Source organism: Streptomyces sp. Inha503, from assembly GCF_047215865.1.
GTDB classification, from domain to species: Bacteria; Actinomycetota; Actinomycetes; order Streptomycetales; family Streptomycetaceae; genus Streptomyces; species Streptomyces lycopersici.
Map to the genome: position 1 here is coordinate 2,383,140 of NZ_CP178360.1, position 14,123 is coordinate 2,397,262.

General features: G+C 70.4%; 14 protein-coding genes. 11 read left to right on the forward strand and 3 right to left on the reverse strand.

All coding sequences use genetic code 11. From position 1 onward, the window contains the following. Positions 1 to 3: 3 nt before the first annotated feature. Positions 4 to 1,494: a long-chain-fatty-acid--CoA ligase gene (locus ACJX2R_RS09835; RefSeq protein ID WP_413099734.1), complete on the reverse strand. Its 1,491-nt coding sequence runs from the start codon at positions 1,492 to 1,494 to the stop codon at positions 4 to 6. 159 nt (positions 1,495 to 1,653) lie between these two features. Between ACJX2R_RS09835 and ACJX2R_RS09840 the strand changes: the two genes are divergently transcribed. The 6 genes from ACJX2R_RS09840 (at position 1,654) to ACJX2R_RS09865 (ending at position 7,376) form a co-directional block, all read left to right on the forward strand. Beyond that, positions 1,654 to 2,679, forward strand: a complete 1,026-nt coding sequence (locus ACJX2R_RS09840) for an AraC family transcriptional regulator (RefSeq protein ID WP_413099735.1) — start codon at positions 1,654 to 1,656, stop codon at positions 2,677 to 2,679. Positions 2,680 to 2,942: 263 nt separating this feature from the next. After that, positions 2,943 to 4,001: a 3-keto-5-aminohexanoate cleavage protein gene (locus ACJX2R_RS09845; RefSeq protein WP_413099736.1), complete on the forward strand. Its 1,059-nt coding sequence runs from the start codon at positions 2,943 to 2,945 to the stop codon at positions 3,999 to 4,001. A gap of 52 nt (positions 4,002 to 4,053) precedes the next feature. Then, positions 4,054 to 5,025 carry a quinone oxidoreductase family protein gene (locus ACJX2R_RS09850; protein WP_413099737.1) on the forward strand — a complete coding sequence of 324 codons (972 nt, stop codon included), beginning with the start codon at positions 4,054 to 4,056 and terminating at the stop codon, positions 5,023 to 5,025. 45 nt (positions 5,026 to 5,070) lie between these two features. Beyond that, a complete protein-coding gene (locus ACJX2R_RS09855; RefSeq protein ID WP_413099738.1) occupies positions 5,071 to 5,988 on the forward strand; it encodes a TauD/TfdA dioxygenase family protein in 918 nt (305 codons plus the stop codon). Between the two features lie 33 nt (positions 5,989 to 6,021). After that, the gene (locus tag ACJX2R_RS09860) at positions 6,022 to 7,203 is read left to right on the forward strand and encodes an MFS transporter (protein WP_413099739.1); all 1,182 of its coding nucleotides are present in this window, start codon (positions 6,022 to 6,024) and stop codon (positions 7,201 to 7,203) included. Continuing rightward, a complete protein-coding gene (locus tag ACJX2R_RS09865; RefSeq protein WP_413099740.1) occupies positions 7,200 to 7,376 on the forward strand; it encodes a hypothetical protein in 177 nt (58 codons plus the stop codon). Before ACJX2R_RS09860 ends, ACJX2R_RS09865 begins: the two co-directional genes overlap by 4 nt. Before the next feature lie 43 nt (positions 7,377 to 7,419). On the opposite strand, the gene ACJX2R_RS09870 is transcribed toward ACJX2R_RS09865, so the two are convergent. Then, entirely contained in the window at positions 7,420 to 8,544 is a 1,125-nt protein-coding gene (locus ACJX2R_RS09870; RefSeq protein ID WP_413099741.1) for a YeiH family protein, read from the reverse strand. A gap of 108 nt (positions 8,545 to 8,652) precedes the next feature. Here ACJX2R_RS09870 and ACJX2R_RS09875 point away from each other — a divergent pair, with 108 nt between their 5' ends. Beyond that, positions 8,653 to 9,561: a LysR family transcriptional regulator gene (locus tag ACJX2R_RS09875; protein WP_413099742.1), complete on the forward strand. Its 909-nt coding sequence runs from the start codon at positions 8,653 to 8,655 to the stop codon at positions 9,559 to 9,561. Positions 9,562 to 9,607: 46 nt separating this feature from the next. On the opposite strand, the gene ACJX2R_RS09880 is transcribed toward ACJX2R_RS09875, so the two are convergent. Continuing rightward, positions 9,608 to 10,090 (reverse strand): MarR family winged helix-turn-helix transcriptional regulator, encoded by a 483-nt coding sequence (locus tag ACJX2R_RS09880; protein WP_413099743.1) that lies wholly within the window; start codon positions 10,088 to 10,090, stop codon positions 9,608 to 9,610. A 94-nt stretch (positions 10,091 to 10,184) separates the two neighbouring features. Here ACJX2R_RS09880 and ACJX2R_RS09885 point away from each other — a divergent pair, with 94 nt between their 5' ends. From ACJX2R_RS09885 to ACJX2R_RS09900, 4 genes are all read left to right on the forward strand, one after another. Then, positions 10,185 to 11,489, forward strand: a complete 1,305-nt coding sequence (locus ACJX2R_RS09885; protein WP_413099744.1) for an amidohydrolase family protein — start codon at positions 10,185 to 10,187, stop codon at positions 11,487 to 11,489. Positions 11,490 to 11,861: 372 nt separating this feature from the next. Then, positions 11,862 to 12,251 (forward strand): hypothetical protein, encoded by a 390-nt coding sequence (locus ACJX2R_RS09890; RefSeq protein ID WP_413099745.1) that lies wholly within the window; start codon positions 11,862 to 11,864, stop codon positions 12,249 to 12,251. Between the two features lie 21 nt (positions 12,252 to 12,272). Continuing rightward, positions 12,273 to 12,608 carry a hypothetical protein gene (locus ACJX2R_RS09895; protein WP_413099746.1) on the forward strand — a complete coding sequence of 112 codons (336 nt, stop codon included), beginning with the start codon at positions 12,273 to 12,275 and terminating at the stop codon, positions 12,606 to 12,608. Between the two features lie 64 nt (positions 12,609 to 12,672). Further along, the gene (locus tag ACJX2R_RS09900) at positions 12,673 to 14,088 is read left to right on the forward strand and encodes an amidase (RefSeq protein ID WP_413099747.1); all 1,416 of its coding nucleotides are present in this window, start codon (positions 12,673 to 12,675) and stop codon (positions 14,086 to 14,088) included. Positions 14,089 to 14,123: the final 35 nt, after the last annotated feature.

Here is a 14,123-nt window from a genome sequence, read left to right on the forward strand (position 1 = left end):
TTCCTACTGCCCGACGACGATCTCCCGTTTGAGGATCTTGCCGGTCGCTCCCTTGGGGAGCCCGTCCGTGACCGTGACGATGCGCGGGTACTTGTAGGCGGCAACCCGCTGTTTGACGTAATCGCGTATCTGGCCGGCCGTGGTGTGCGCACCGTCCCGGAGCGTTACCACGGCGGCCACTTCCTCCCCGTGGATCTCGTGCGGCACACCGACGACGGCGGCCTCGGCGATGGCGGGATGTCCGTAGAGCACCTCCTCGATCTCGCGCGGATAGACGTTGTATCCACCGCGGATGATGAGGTCCTTCTTCCGGTCGACGATGAAGTAGTAGCCGTCCTCGTCAACCCGGGCGAGATCGCCACTGTGGAACCACCCGTCCCGGATGGCCTCCGCGGTCGCGTCCGGACGGTTCCAGTACCCCCTCATCACGTTTTCGCCGCGGATCGCGATCTCACCGACTTCGCCCGGCCCGACCGGGGTGCCGTCGTCCGCGACCAGCATGAGTTCGACCCCGCGGACGGGGAGACCGATCGAACCGGCCTTGCGTGGCCGGTCCGGAGGGTTGAACGAGGCGACCGGCGAGGTCTCCGAGAGGCCATAGCCCTCCAGCACGGTGGCGCCGAATTCCCGCTCGAAGCCGTGCAGCACTTCGACCGGCAACGCGGCACCCCCGGAGACGGCCAAGCGCATCCGCGAGAGGTCGTAGCCGTCGGGGACCGCGGTGCGCAGCAGGGCCGTGTACATCGTGGGGACACCGAGGAAGACGGTGACCCCGTCCCGGTCCATGATCTCCAGCGCCTTGGCCGGTTCGAACCGCGGCAGCAAGGTCAGCGTGGCGCCGGCGGCGACCGCGGTGTTGAGAGCGCAGGTCTGTCCGAAGGCGTGGAACATGGGTAGGCCGCCGAACAGTACGTCGTCCGGCCCGATGTGGAGCACCGTCTCGACCGTGGTGGCCGCGTTGGTCATCAGGTTGCGGTGGGTCAATTCGGCGCCCTTCGGGGTTCCTGTCGTGCCCGAGGTGTAAAGGATCACGGCGGTGTCGTTCCCGGCCCGATCGACGATCTCGGGCATCGGCGCGGTGGCCCGCACGAGATGGCCGAATACCGCGGGGTCGGTGACCAGGCACTCGGCTCCGGCCCCTGCCGCGGCCGTCGTGACCTCGTCCGCGAACAGCGGGGACGTCACCACCAGGCGGGACCCGGAATCCCGGAGCAGGAACGCGATTTCGCGGGACTTCGACAGCGGGTTCATCGGCACCACCACGCCGCCCGCGCGGAGGATGCCGTAGTACACGACGGGGAAATGGGTGACGTTGGGCATGACCAGCGCGACGCGATCGCCCGGTCGCACGCCCCTGGCGCGCAACAGCGTGGCGACGCGGGCTCCGGAGTCGTTCAGTTGGGCGTAGGTGAGGGCGGTCCCGCCCTGACGAACGGCGACTCGTCGCCCGTCGGCCCATGCGGATTCCGCCAGGAGCACGGCGAGGTTGTTCATACGGTTCCCCTCCCCGCCGCCACTGCCGGGGCGGTCGGTGATGTGAGCGCCGGGTGGCGAGCTCTCACGGTGGTGCAACGTTAGGTCGCGCCGCACCGCACCGCTTGACCCCGCGTGACAGGTGACTTACCAATTGGGGACAACCCCTGGAGTGCGCCCATGAAGCCCCTCGTCCGCAACGCGGCGCTGAACAGCTACGTCGAGCTCAGCCGGTCGCTCGGCATCGACCCCCGGGACCTGATGAAGCGGGTGGGTCTGGACCCGGTCGGCCTCGCCGTCCAGGACAGATGGATCTCCGGGGTGGCCGTGACCCAGCTGTTCGAGCTCTCGGCGGCGGCCTCGCGGCGCGAGGACTTCGGCCTGCTCCTGGCCGAGCGCCGCCGCCTGTCCAATCTCGGCCCCATCAGCCTGGTCATACGCGAGGAGCCGGATGTCCGTAGCGCGCTCGAGCTTCTCGTCCGCCACGAGCACACGTACAACGAGATGCTCCACAGCCGGCTCTCCGAGGCGAGTGGCCTGGCCACCCTGAAGGTGGCGCTGGAGCCGAGTGGTGAGGCCATGCCCGCCCGCCAGGCCATGGAGCTGGCCGTGGGGGTGTTCCACCAGGTCCTCCGCGGTTTCCTCGGTGCTCGGTGGCAGCCGGTGTCCGTGTGTTTCACGCACGGCGCCCCGGCGGACACCGGAACACATCGGCGCGCCTTCGGCCCCGTAGTGGAGTTCGACCGGGAATTCAACGGGATCGTCTTCTACGCCAGTGAACTCAACGTTCCCAACCCCGGGTCGGACCCGCTGCTCCACACCTACGCGCGGCGGTATTTCGACTCCATCGCGGTCGCGAGGGACACGACCGTACCGGACCGCGTGCGCGAGCTGATCGAGGTTCTGCTGCCGACCGGGCGCTGTTCGATCGAGCAGGTCGCTTCCAGCCTCGGCGTCGACCGGAGAACCGTCCACCGGCACCTGTCGGCCTCGGGCGAGTCGTTCTCCTCCCTCCTGAACGCGACGCGCGTCCAGCTCGCGGAGCAGCTGGTGGCCAACCAACGCCGCTCGTTGACCGAGATCTCCGGGCTGCTGGGGTTCGCCGCGCCGAGCGCCTTCTCACGGTGGTTCAGCCGGCGGTTCGGTTGCAGCCCGAGGGAGTGGCGTAACCGGCGAACGAGGCAGCGGCACTCGGGCGAGCGGTGACCACCAGGGGGTCCGTCGCCGGTCCCCAAGTGATAAGTCGGATGTCACCGACGGTAAAGCGGGCGGCGTAACCGGCCCCTAGCGTTGCCTTACCGCCAGGGACCCCGCTGATCGTATCCGGGTCCCTGGCGTGCCCGGGAATCCCGTCCGCAATCCCGCTTCGGTCCTCGCCGTCCTCCTCAGCTCTCGCATCAGCTCTCGCATCGCGAGCGGTGACGCATATGGCGCGGCGGGTGAGGACCATCCGACAAAGGAGATCGACCGTGCACTTCCTCGATGACTCCCTGTACCCCGAGAACCAGGAGAAGCTGGTCATCCAGGCCGCGCCCTACGGGCCGGAATGGCTGCCCGGTGATGCCGACGACCTCCCGCTCACGATGGACGAGCACGTCCAGGCGGCGATCGACTGCTACCAGGCCGGTGCCACCGTGCTGCACATTCACGTGCGCGAGCTGGACGGCCGCGGCTCCAAGCGCATGTCCATGTTCAACGAGCTGATGGCCCGGCTGCGGGAGGCCGTGCCGGACATGGTCCTCCAGATCGGCGGGTCGATCTCCTTCGCGCCCGAGGACGAGGGCTCCGACGCGAAGTGGCTCAGCTACGACACCCGCCACATGCTGGCCGACATCACTCCCAGGCCGGACCAGGTGACGATCGCGATCAACACCAACCAGATGAACATCGTCGAGCTCTTCGACGACGAGGACATCGAGGGCACCTCGATCGCCAAGCAGGCGTACTACCAGGCCTACCGGGACATGGTGGTCGAGGCCGGGCCGGAGTTCTACCTCGAACACCTCGAGCGGCTCCGGGCCAACGGCGTTCAGCCGCATTTCCAGCTCGCCAACATGGCACAGCTGGAAACCGTGGAGCGGCTGATCCGCAAGGGTGTGTACACCGGCCCGCTGGTGCTCAACTACGTCGCGATCGGCGGCGGGTTCGCCGGCCGGCACCCGGCCGACCTGATCGAGTTCATCCGCCGCGTCCCGGACGGGGCGGTGCTCACGATCGAAGCCTCCATGCGCGCGGTGGCGCCGATGAACGCGATCGGCATCGCCCTGGGCACCCATGTGCGGGTGGGCAACGAGGACAACCTGTGGCGGCACAAGGGCGAGCGGATGTCCTCGGTGGAGCAGGTCGAGCAGATGGTCCGGATCGCCCATGCGCTCGGTCGTGAGATCGCCACCGGGCAAGAGGCGAAGAAGATCTACAAGCTCGGCGAATGGTACGCGGACACCGACGAGACCCTGGCCCGGCTCGGCATGGTGCCCAACCGCCGCCCTGGCCGGCGCGGCTTCATGCTGCGCGACATCGAGAACTGACCCCCGAGAACTGACCCCTCACACCGCGAAAACACGAGCAACGGAGCATTCCATGGCACACGCCACTCGCTTCCACGAAACCGGAGGCCCCGAGGTACTCCGGTGGGAGGCCATGGCCGTCGGCGACCCAGGTCCTGGTGAGGTACGCGTCCGGCATGCCGCCGTCGGACTCAACTTCGCCGACACCTACTTCCGTACCGGGCTGTATCCCGCGCCGCTCCCCGCGGGGCTCGGTGTCGAGGGTTCCGGGGTGGTCGAGGCCGTGGGCGAGGGCGTGGCGCATATCGCCGAGGGTGACCGCGTGACCTACACCGGGAGCCCGCTGGGCGCCTACAGCACGGAACGGGTCATGCCCGCGGACTCGCTGATCAAGCTGCCGGACGGGATCGGCTGCGAGACCGCCGCGGCGATGACCATGCGCGGCCTCACCTCGGCCTATCTGCTGCGCCGGATCCACCCGCTCGAGTCCGGGGACACCGTACTGCTCCACGCGGCGGCCGGTGGTGTCGGGCTGATCTTCTCCCAGTGGGCGAAGCTGCTCGGCATCACCGTGATCGGCACGGTCTCCAGCGAGGAGAAGGCCGAGATCGCCCGCGCCCACGGCTGCGACCACATCATCCACTACCGCCGCGAGAACGTGGCCGAGCGGGTGCGTGAACTGACCGACGGCCAAGGTGTCCCGGTGGTCTTCGACAGCGTCGGCAAGGACACGGTCGCCGGATCCATGGCCTCGCTGCGGCGCCGCGGTCTGCTGGTGTGCTTCGGCACGGCCTCCGGGGTGCCGCCGCTCGACGCCATGCGACTGGCCGTCCACGGCTCGCTGTTCGTGACCCGGCCCGCGCTGGCCGACTACATCGCCGAACCCGCGGAGCGGGATGCCCTCGCGGGCGAGCTGTTCGGGCATGTCGCATCCGGACGCATCAAGATCCAGATCAATCAGCGCTACGCCCTCCAGGACGCGGCACAAGCACATCGCGAGCTGGAGGCGGGACGGACGACGGGGTCTTCCGTCTTCGTCCTCTGACCACGCACATCGACTGAACACGCACATCGGCCAAGGAGTGAGCACATGCCCCGAACCGTCCCCCCGAAGGAAGCCACGCCCGCCCTGGTGCGCCCGGGTGTCCTCCGCACCTCGATCAAGGTTGAGCCCCTCACCCGCACCATCGGGGCCGAGCTCTCCGGTGTGAACCTCGGCGACGCCTCGCGCGACGACGACCTGTTCTCCCAGATCAGGCAAGAGCTGCTGCGGTACAAGGTCCTCTTCCTGCGGGACCAGGACATCACCCGCGCCGAGCACATCGCCTTCGCCACGCGCTTCGGCCCACTGGAGGACCACCCGGTGGCCGGCAGCGACCCGGACCACCCGGGACTGGTCCGCATCTACAAGGACCTGGACAGCAAGCCGGAACACTACGAGAACGCGCTCCACTGTGACGGGACCTGGCGCGAGTGCCCGTCCATGGGTGCCGTCCTGCGCTGCGTGGAAACGCCGGAGGTCGGCGGTGACACGATCTGGGTCAACATGGCCGAGGCCCACCACCGGCTGCCCGAACACATCAAGGCGCGGATCGCGGAACTGCGGGCACGGCACACCATCGAGGCGACCTTCGGCGCCGTCCTGCCGATGGAGCAGCGCCACCAGCTGAAGGCGCGGTACCCGGACGCCGAACACCCGGTGGTGCGCGTCCACCCGGAGACCGGCGAGCAGATCCTCTTCGTCAACAGCTTCACCACACACTTCGTCAACTACCACACGCCCGAGAACGTGCGCTTCGGCCAGGACTACGCGCCCGGGGCGAGTCACCTCCTCAACTACCTGATCAGCCAGGCGGCCGTCCCCGAATACCAGGTGCGCTGGCGCTGGCGGAAGAACAGCGTCGCCATCTGGGACAACCGCTCCACCCAGCACTACGCCGTCCAGGACTACTGGCCCGGCGTCCGCAAGATGGAGCGCGCGGGCATCACCGGCGACAGGCCCATCTGAGCCGCGCGGCCAGAGACCAGAGAGGTGATGTCGATGAGACTTCACACGTCCGGTACGGTCCTGGCGGACACGTCTCCCGCCGGACCGGCTGTATCCCGTGGGTACGCCTGGGTGGTGTTCGGCCTGAGTTTCGGGCTTCTGCTGTCCGACTACATGTCGCGGCAGGTGCTCAACGCCGTCTTTCCCCTGCTGAAGGCCGAGTGGCTGCTGTCGGATGCCAAGTTGGGCTCGCTCAGCGGCATTGTGGCCCTGATGGTGGGTGTGCTCGCCTTCCCGTTGTCGCTCCTGGCGGACCGCTGGGGCAGGGTCAGGTGCCTGGTGATCGCCGCGACCGTGTGGAGTCTCGCGACCGTGGGCTGCGCGTTGTCAGCGAGCTACGACCAGATGTTCCTGGGCCGGCTCATGGTCGGTGTCGGCGAAGCGGCCTACGGGAGCGTCGGGATCGCGGTGGTCCTCAGTGTCTTCCCCGTCGGGCTGCGCGCCACGCTCTCCGGAGCGTTCATCGGAGGAGGCGCCTTTGGATCCGTGCTGGGCGTGTCGATCGGTGGCGTCGTGGCCCAGCATCTGGGATGGCGCTGGGCGTTCGGCGTGATGGGGATCTTCGGGCTGGTCCTGGCCGCGCTGTACGGCATCGTGGTCACCGAGAAGAGGCTGCGTTCGGCCGCTGACGCCACGCATGGCGCGGCCGCTCATGCCACGCATGGCGCGCCCGCCGAACCGGTCCCCATCCGGGCCCTGCTGCCGCGGCTGGTCTCATCCGTCTCCGTGGTCTGTGCCTACATCGGCAGCGGGCTCCAGATGTTCATCGCGATGGCCCTGCTCGCCTGGATGCCCACCTTCCTCAATCGCTACTACTCCATGCCCACCGCGAAGGCCGGCCTGGTCGCCGGAGTCTTCGCGCTGATCACCGGCGTCGGCATGATCGGTGGCGGGATGGTCGCGGACCGCGTCAGCCGACGGGCCGGCGCGGGTAAGTGGACCGTCGCGGCCACCAGCAGCCTCGGATCGTTCGTGCTGCTGACGGCCGGATTCCAGTTGCCGACGGGCGCGCCGCAACTCGTGCTGGTCGGGGCCGGGGCCCTGCTGTGCAATGCCACGGCCGGACCCGCGGCGGCCATGGTGGCGAATCTGACCCCCGCGGCCATCGCGGCGACGGCCATGGCCACGCTCACCCTGGCCAACAGCTGCTCGGGCTCGCCCCCGGGCCCGCGGTGACGGGCGTCCTCGCGGACCACGTGGGGCTGCTCGGCGCGCTGCGGGCGGTCCCACTCGCCGCGGTCGCGGCCGGCGCCGCCTTCATCATCGGCAAGCGCTTCTACGAGAGGGATCTGCGCCGCTTGGGCCTGCTGTCCGAGGTGGCACTCCGGAACCCGGAGCCGCGGTCATGAACCCCACCGGCCCCCGCGGTCGTGATGGTCCCCGGGCTCCCGCTCACAAGGAACCGGTCAGGAGTTGGAGAACGAGGCTGGTCGCCGAGACCACCACCCACAGGCAGGCACCCAGGATGAGTGGCCGGGGGCCGGTGCGGCGCAGTGCGGCGAGGTCGGTCGACAGGCCCGTCGCGGAGAGCGCGGCGGTGATGAGGAAGACCGAGAGCTCGCCGAGTCCGTGGTGGGCGGCGGCCGGGATGAGACCCAGGCTGTTCGCCGTGGTCATCAGCAGGAAGCCGACCAGGAACCCGGGCACCAGCTTGACCACCTGAAGCCGGGGACGGGCCGTGGCCTCCGCCGCGGCACGGTCGCGGCGTCTCACCAGCCAGGCCAGTCCCAGGCAGATGGGGATGATCATGAGGCTGCGGGTGAGTTTGACGACGACCGCGTAGTCCGCCGCGGTGCGGCCGTAGCTGGTGGCGGCGGCGACCACTGAGGACGTGTCGTTGACCGCCGTCCCCGCGAAGAGGCCGAAGCTGTGCTGGCTCATCCCCAGGAGGTGGCCGAGGAGCGGGAAGGTGAGCACGGCGGCGACGTTGAACAGGAAGATGGTGGAGACCGCGTAGGCCACCTCGACCCCGGCCGCGCCGATGACCGGGGCGGTCGCCGCGATCGCCGACGCGCCGCAGACGCCCGTGCCCACGCCGATCAGCGTCCGCAGGTCCCCGGCGATGCCGAGCCACCGGCCGATGCCGTACGCGGCGGTCAGACAGATCACCAACGAGCCGGTCATCACCGGAATCGAGTCCACGCCCACCTGGACCATCTGGGCCAGCGACAGCTGCGAGCCCAGGACGACGACCGAAACTTGCAGGACCCACTTGCTCGCGAAGCCGATGCCGGGACTCCACCGCGCTCCTGGCCTCTTCAGGGCGGCCAGCAGCGCACCGAGGACGATCCCGGCCACCGGGCCGCCGACGAGCGGGAACGTCTTCCCCACCGCCGTGCCCGCCACCGCGAGAGCCAGGACGAGGGCCAGACCGGGTACGAGAGGGGCCACGGCGGTCCGGGACGCCCGCGCCGGTTCGGCCGCCGGGCGGGCAGGGGCATCCGGGCGGGCATCGGCCTCCGGCCGGACATCAGCCTTCGGCCGGGCATCGGCCGGACGGTCCAGATCTTCACTCATGGCCTCGACTCTGATGCGCTCCGGACCACGGTTGTAGCCCCGAGATCGTGAGGAGGTCATAGCCAAAGGGCATGACTGCCGACCGGGTCCGGGCCATACCCTGGGGCTATGAGCCAGTTGCCGGATCCGGAATCGCTGCGGCTGCTCGTCCTGGTCGGAGACGCGGGGAGCTTGAGCGGTGCGGCGGCGCGGCTCGGCCTTACGCAGCCGTCGGCGAGCAAGCGGCTGTCCGTGCTGGAGCGCAGGCTGGGCCTGGTACTGGTGGACCGGACGCGGCGGGGGTCGCAGCTCACCGACGCGGGCCGGGCCGTGGCGGGCTGGGCGCAGCGGGTCCTTCAGGAGATGGAGGGGCTGCTGACCGGCACGGAGGCGCTGCGTACGAAGCGGGACGCCGAGCTGAGGGTGGCGGCCAGCATGACGGTGGCCGAGTGTCTGGTGCCGGGCTGGATCGGCGAGCTGCGCCGCACTCGGCCGGAGTTGTACGTCGGTCTCCAGGTGACCAACAGTGAGCAGGTTCCGGAGCTGCTCCGCAGCGGAGCGGCGGACCTGGGGTTCGTCGAGTCACCGCGGGCCCCGGCAGGGCTGTCCGCCCGGCAGGTCGCCCGCGACCGGCTGCTCGTGGTGGTCGCCCCGGGGCACCCCTGGACGCGCCGCCGCCGCCCGCTGGGCGTCGCCGAGCTCGTGGCCGCGCCGCTGGTGCTGCGCGAACGCGGATCGGGCACCCGCGAGACGCTGGACCAGGCCCTGCGCAAGGCCGGCGTGGGCGAACCGCAGCCCCTCCTGGAGCTGGGGTCGGCGACCGCCGTGCGCAACGCCGTGATCGCCGGAACCGGCCCGGCGGTGATCAGCGAGCTCGCGGTAGGGGCCGATCTCGCCGATGGCCGCCTCGTGTCGGTGGAGGTCGAGGGCATCGAACTACGCCGTGCGTTGCGAGCCGTCTGGGCTTCGGGACGCGTCCCCGTCGGCCCCGCGGCGGACCTTCTGGCCGTGACGCGACGCCGCGGAAAGAAGGCATGAGGTCGGGCCGCTCCCACCCGGCCCGCAGCCGGACCGGGTGACACCGTCACGGTCGTCGGGCGGAGACGTCGCCGTGCGATTCGATGCGCTCGATCGTCTGCTCGCTCCATGCCCGGATGGCATCGGCCTGCTGCGGAGTGAGGGTGTCGAAGAAGTGGCGGCGGATGTTTCCGGCGTGCCCGGTGATGGCACTCTGCACGGCACCGCGCCCCTCGGCGGTCAGCTTGGTGCCGGTACGGCGGCCGTAGGCACCGCTTTCGGTCCGTGCCACGAAACCGCGCCTCTCCATGCGGGTCAGCTGGTGCGAGACGCGGCTCTTCTCCCAGCCGAGCGACTCGGAGAGCTCGCCGACGCGCAGCTCGCGCCCGGCCGCGCGCCACAAGGCCATCAACACGCTGAACTCGGCCTTCGAGATGCCGAAGTCACGTTGGAGTGCACGGTCGAGCTCCTGGGCGAGCAGCCGCTGCGCGCGCGTCCAAGCGCCCCAGAGCTCCCATTCCTCGGGGTCCAGGTCGCGGGTCTCCGTCATGGCGGAAATCCTACCCGCCGGAGCCATGCAGTTGACGCATCAACTCGACGGAGCCTAGAGTTGATGCGTCAACTGCGTGAGAGGGGCCCATCCGATGAGGACATTGGTGCGCGGCGGCATGGTGGTCAGCATGGACCCGGCCGTCGGCGATCTCCCGCAGGGCGACCTGCTCATCGAGAACGGCCGGATCGCGGCGGTCGCCGCCGACGTGGAAACGGCCGACGCGGAGGTCGTCGACGCCCGCGGCAAGATCGTGATGCCCGGTTTCGTCGACACCCACCGGCACACCTGGCAGACCGCCTTCCGCGGCATCGGCGCCAACTGGACGTTCCGCGAGTACGGCGCCGCCATGCACGGCACGCTCCGGCCGCACTACCGGCCGGAGGACGTGTACCTGGGCAACCTGCTGGGCCGGATCGAGGCACTGAGCTCGGGCGTCACGACCATGCTCGACTGGTTCCACTGCTCCGACCGCCCGGAGAACGCCGACGCCGCGATCCAGGCGCTGCGTGACGCGCCCGGCCACTCGGTGTTCTGCTACGGCGCCGGCTTCGCCGACGACTCGATCGCCGCCGAGGTCAGGCGCGTGCGATCCCAACTATCGGACGACGGCATGGCGTTGGGGCTGCGCGGTCCGCAGCTGACCTCGATGGACACCACCGCCGCCGATGTCGCGCTGGCCCGGGAACTCGGGCTGCGGGTGAGCGTCCACGTACACGCCGCCACGGGCTGGCCCAGCGGTGAGCGCCCCGTCGCGGACATGCGTGACCGCGGGCTGCTCGACGACCGCACGACCTTCGTGCACGGCAACGGCATCTCCGACGACCAGGTGGCCATGATGGCCGACGCGGGCTGCTCGGTGACGATCAGCCCGGACGTCGAGCTGAAGATGGGCTTCGGCTGGCCCGAGACCGGCCGCATGCTGGCCGCCGGAATCCGCCCGTCGCTGTCCATCGACGACTGCCCGTCCGCCGGCGGGGACATGTTCGCCACCATGCGCACGGCGTTCGCCGTCCAGCGCGGTCTGAACGGCGGCCTCACGGCGCGGGACTTCGTCGAATTCGCCACGGTGGACGGCGCCCGCACCTGTGGACTCGACGCCCGGACGGGCAGCCTCGGCGTCGGCAAGGACGCCGACTTCATCCTCCTCGACGCCGAGGACCCCACGGTCTTCCCGGTCACGGATCCCGTCGGCACGGTCGTCTCCGCCGGTCACCCCGGGCTGGTGGACAGCGTCTTCATCGCCGGAAAGCCGGTCAAGCGAAACGGCCGGCTGCTCGACGTCGACCTGCCGGCGTTGCGCACCCGGCTGCTGGCGTCCCGCGCCCGGATCGCCGAAGCGGCGGGCGTGACGCTCGACGGGTCCTGGGCACCGGCCGCGAGCGCGCCGAGGCGTTGATCAGTCCCGGGTCCGTCCGTCCAGCATCGGCGCCACCGCCGCGGCTCTTCGGACTTCTTCCCGAACGTCGGCCGGAGCCCGTAATTCGTCTTCGTAACCTACAATTCCCGGCCAGATGGCGAAAAACGCGTGGTCGACACGCATGGGCGGGGAGGAACCGCGATGGCAACGGGGGGATGGGGTCTGCCGAACGACCCCGGACAGGGCGGCAACCGTTGGGGACCGCCGCCGGTGCCGGATCCGTACGGACCGCCGCCGACACCGGCCCCCTATGGGCCGCCGCCGACGCCGAACCCCTATGGACCCCCGCCCCCACCCCCACCGCCCGGGCCCTACCGTCCGGCGCCCAGGGGCCGGCGCTGGTACCGGCGAGTGCCCTTCCTCTCCATCCTCGTCCCCCTGCTCCGCCTGGCGCACCGGCCCGCGCGGAAACTGTTCGACCAGGATGGCGGCGCGCGCGTCCACGACCCCGTGGTCGACCGCGTTCAGATCACCCGCACGGTGCTCGGTGTCCTCGCGACGCTCGCCCTCTACTACGTGTACGGATCGGACGGCGACCTGAAGGACCAGGCCAGCGAGAGTGCCGCCCAACTCATCGTGACCCCGGTCCTGCTGCTCATCGCCGGACCGGTGGTCATCGCCCTCTTCATCCGCTACGCGCCCGCGGAGCGGCGGCGGTTGCTGCGCTCCCGGCTCGGTGTCCCGGCCAAGACCGTCGGCTGGTACGTCCTGACGGTGGCCGTCCTCGCCGCCACGTTGTGAGGGGTCTCGGCCAACCCCGAGGTGCTGGAAGGGCTGCACGGGGTGTGGCTGTTCGTGGCCGCGGTCCCGGCGCTCGTGTTCGTGCTGTGGGGGCTGCCGTTCTTCTTCCTGGCCTCGGCCTACGTCGCCCGCTCCGCCTTCAACACCGCCTATGTGCACGCCGCGCTGCCTGCCGTGCTCACCGTGGTGATGGTCTGGATCATCGCCGTCTTCAACCTGACCGGGAGCGGCATGCCCAACGGGCCGATGTGGGCCCAGTTCTGCTCCCTGTTCGGCGGGCCGCTGTCGGTGACCGGGCTCTCGCTGTGGGAACTGCACCGACTGCGCACACTCCACGGCGTGACCATACGCGGCTGAGCCGTCCCTTACGCTGCGGATATAGATGCGTCGCGCATCTTGTTGACGGCGGAAGGACCGGCCCATGGGCGAGAGTGAGCTGTACTACCGGGATGCGACCGAGCTGGCACAACTCATCGCGGGACGGCAGGTATCCGCCGTGGAAGTGGTGCGGGCGCATCTGGACCGTATCGCGGCGGTCGACCCGAAGGTCAACGCCGTGACGGTGACCGTCGATCGGGCACTCGACGCGGCGCGCGCCGCCGACCGGGCCGTGCGGGCGGGCACGGCGCCGGGCGCGCTGCACGGCGTCCCGTTCACGGTCAAGGACTCGCTGGATGTGGCGGGGGTGGTCACCGCACGCGGCTCGGCCCTGTTCCGGGACCATGTCCCGGCCGGAGACGCGACCGCGGTGGCCAGGCTCCGGGCGGCGGGCGGGATTCCGCTGGCCAAGACGAACCTGCCGGAGTTCTCCTACTGGACCGAGACCGACAACGTCATCACCGGCAGGTCGCTCAACCCCTGGGACCGCGAGCGGACTCCGGGCGGATCGAGTGGTGGGGAATCAGCGGCGATCGCCGCCGGGATGTCCCCGCTCGGGTTGGGCAGCGATGTCGCCATCTCGGTGCGGGGGCCGGCCCACGACACCGGCGTCGTCGCGCTCAAGGCCACCCGGGGCCGCGTCCCGATCACCGGCCACTGGCCCGAGGTTCCCCGGCGCTACTGGCATGTCGGTCCGATGGCCCGCAGTGTGCGGGACATCGCGGCCGCGCTGAGGATCCTCGCGGGACCCGACGGTGTCGACGGTTACGTGCGGCGGCACCACCCGCACCCTGCCGACCCGACCGGGCCGGGGGACGTGGCCGGGCTGCGGGTGGGCTGGGCGACCGAGCCCGCCTTCGGCCCGGTGGACCGCGAGGTGGCGGCCACCGTCACCGCGGCGGCCGACGCCCTGCGGGACCTGGGCTGCGTGGTCGAACCGGCGCCACTCCCCGAGCTGGAGACCCTCGACGCGACCGAGTTGAGCGCGGTGCTGCTCCCGGCCGAGGTCGTGCCGTACTTCCGGCAGGCCGTCGCCGGACGCGAGTCCGAGCTGCACGGCGTCATCCGGCGCGCGCTGACCGCGCCGGACGTGACGGTGACCGACTATGTCGCCGCCCAGCAACGGGTCGAGGCGCTCAGTTCGATGTTCTCCGGGTACTTCGAGCGCTACGACGTCCTGCTGTGCCCCGTGTGCCCCATCCCCGCGCCGCCGCACGCCCGACCGTCATTCGAGGTCGGCGACGTCACCGTCCCGGCGCGCGGCATCATGCGCGCGACGGTCCCGTTCAACCTCACCGGCCTGCCCGCGCTCTCGCTCCCCTTCGGCGCCACCGGCGGGAAACTGCCGATCGGCGTCCAGCTCGTCTCCCGCTGGTACGACGAGGCGACGATCCTGCGGCTCGGCGCGGCCCTCGAGGAAATCAGCCCGGTCCGCCACCGCCACCCCGACCTCAGCTGACCCGGCCGCCGATCCATCCGGAGGGCCCCCTTCGC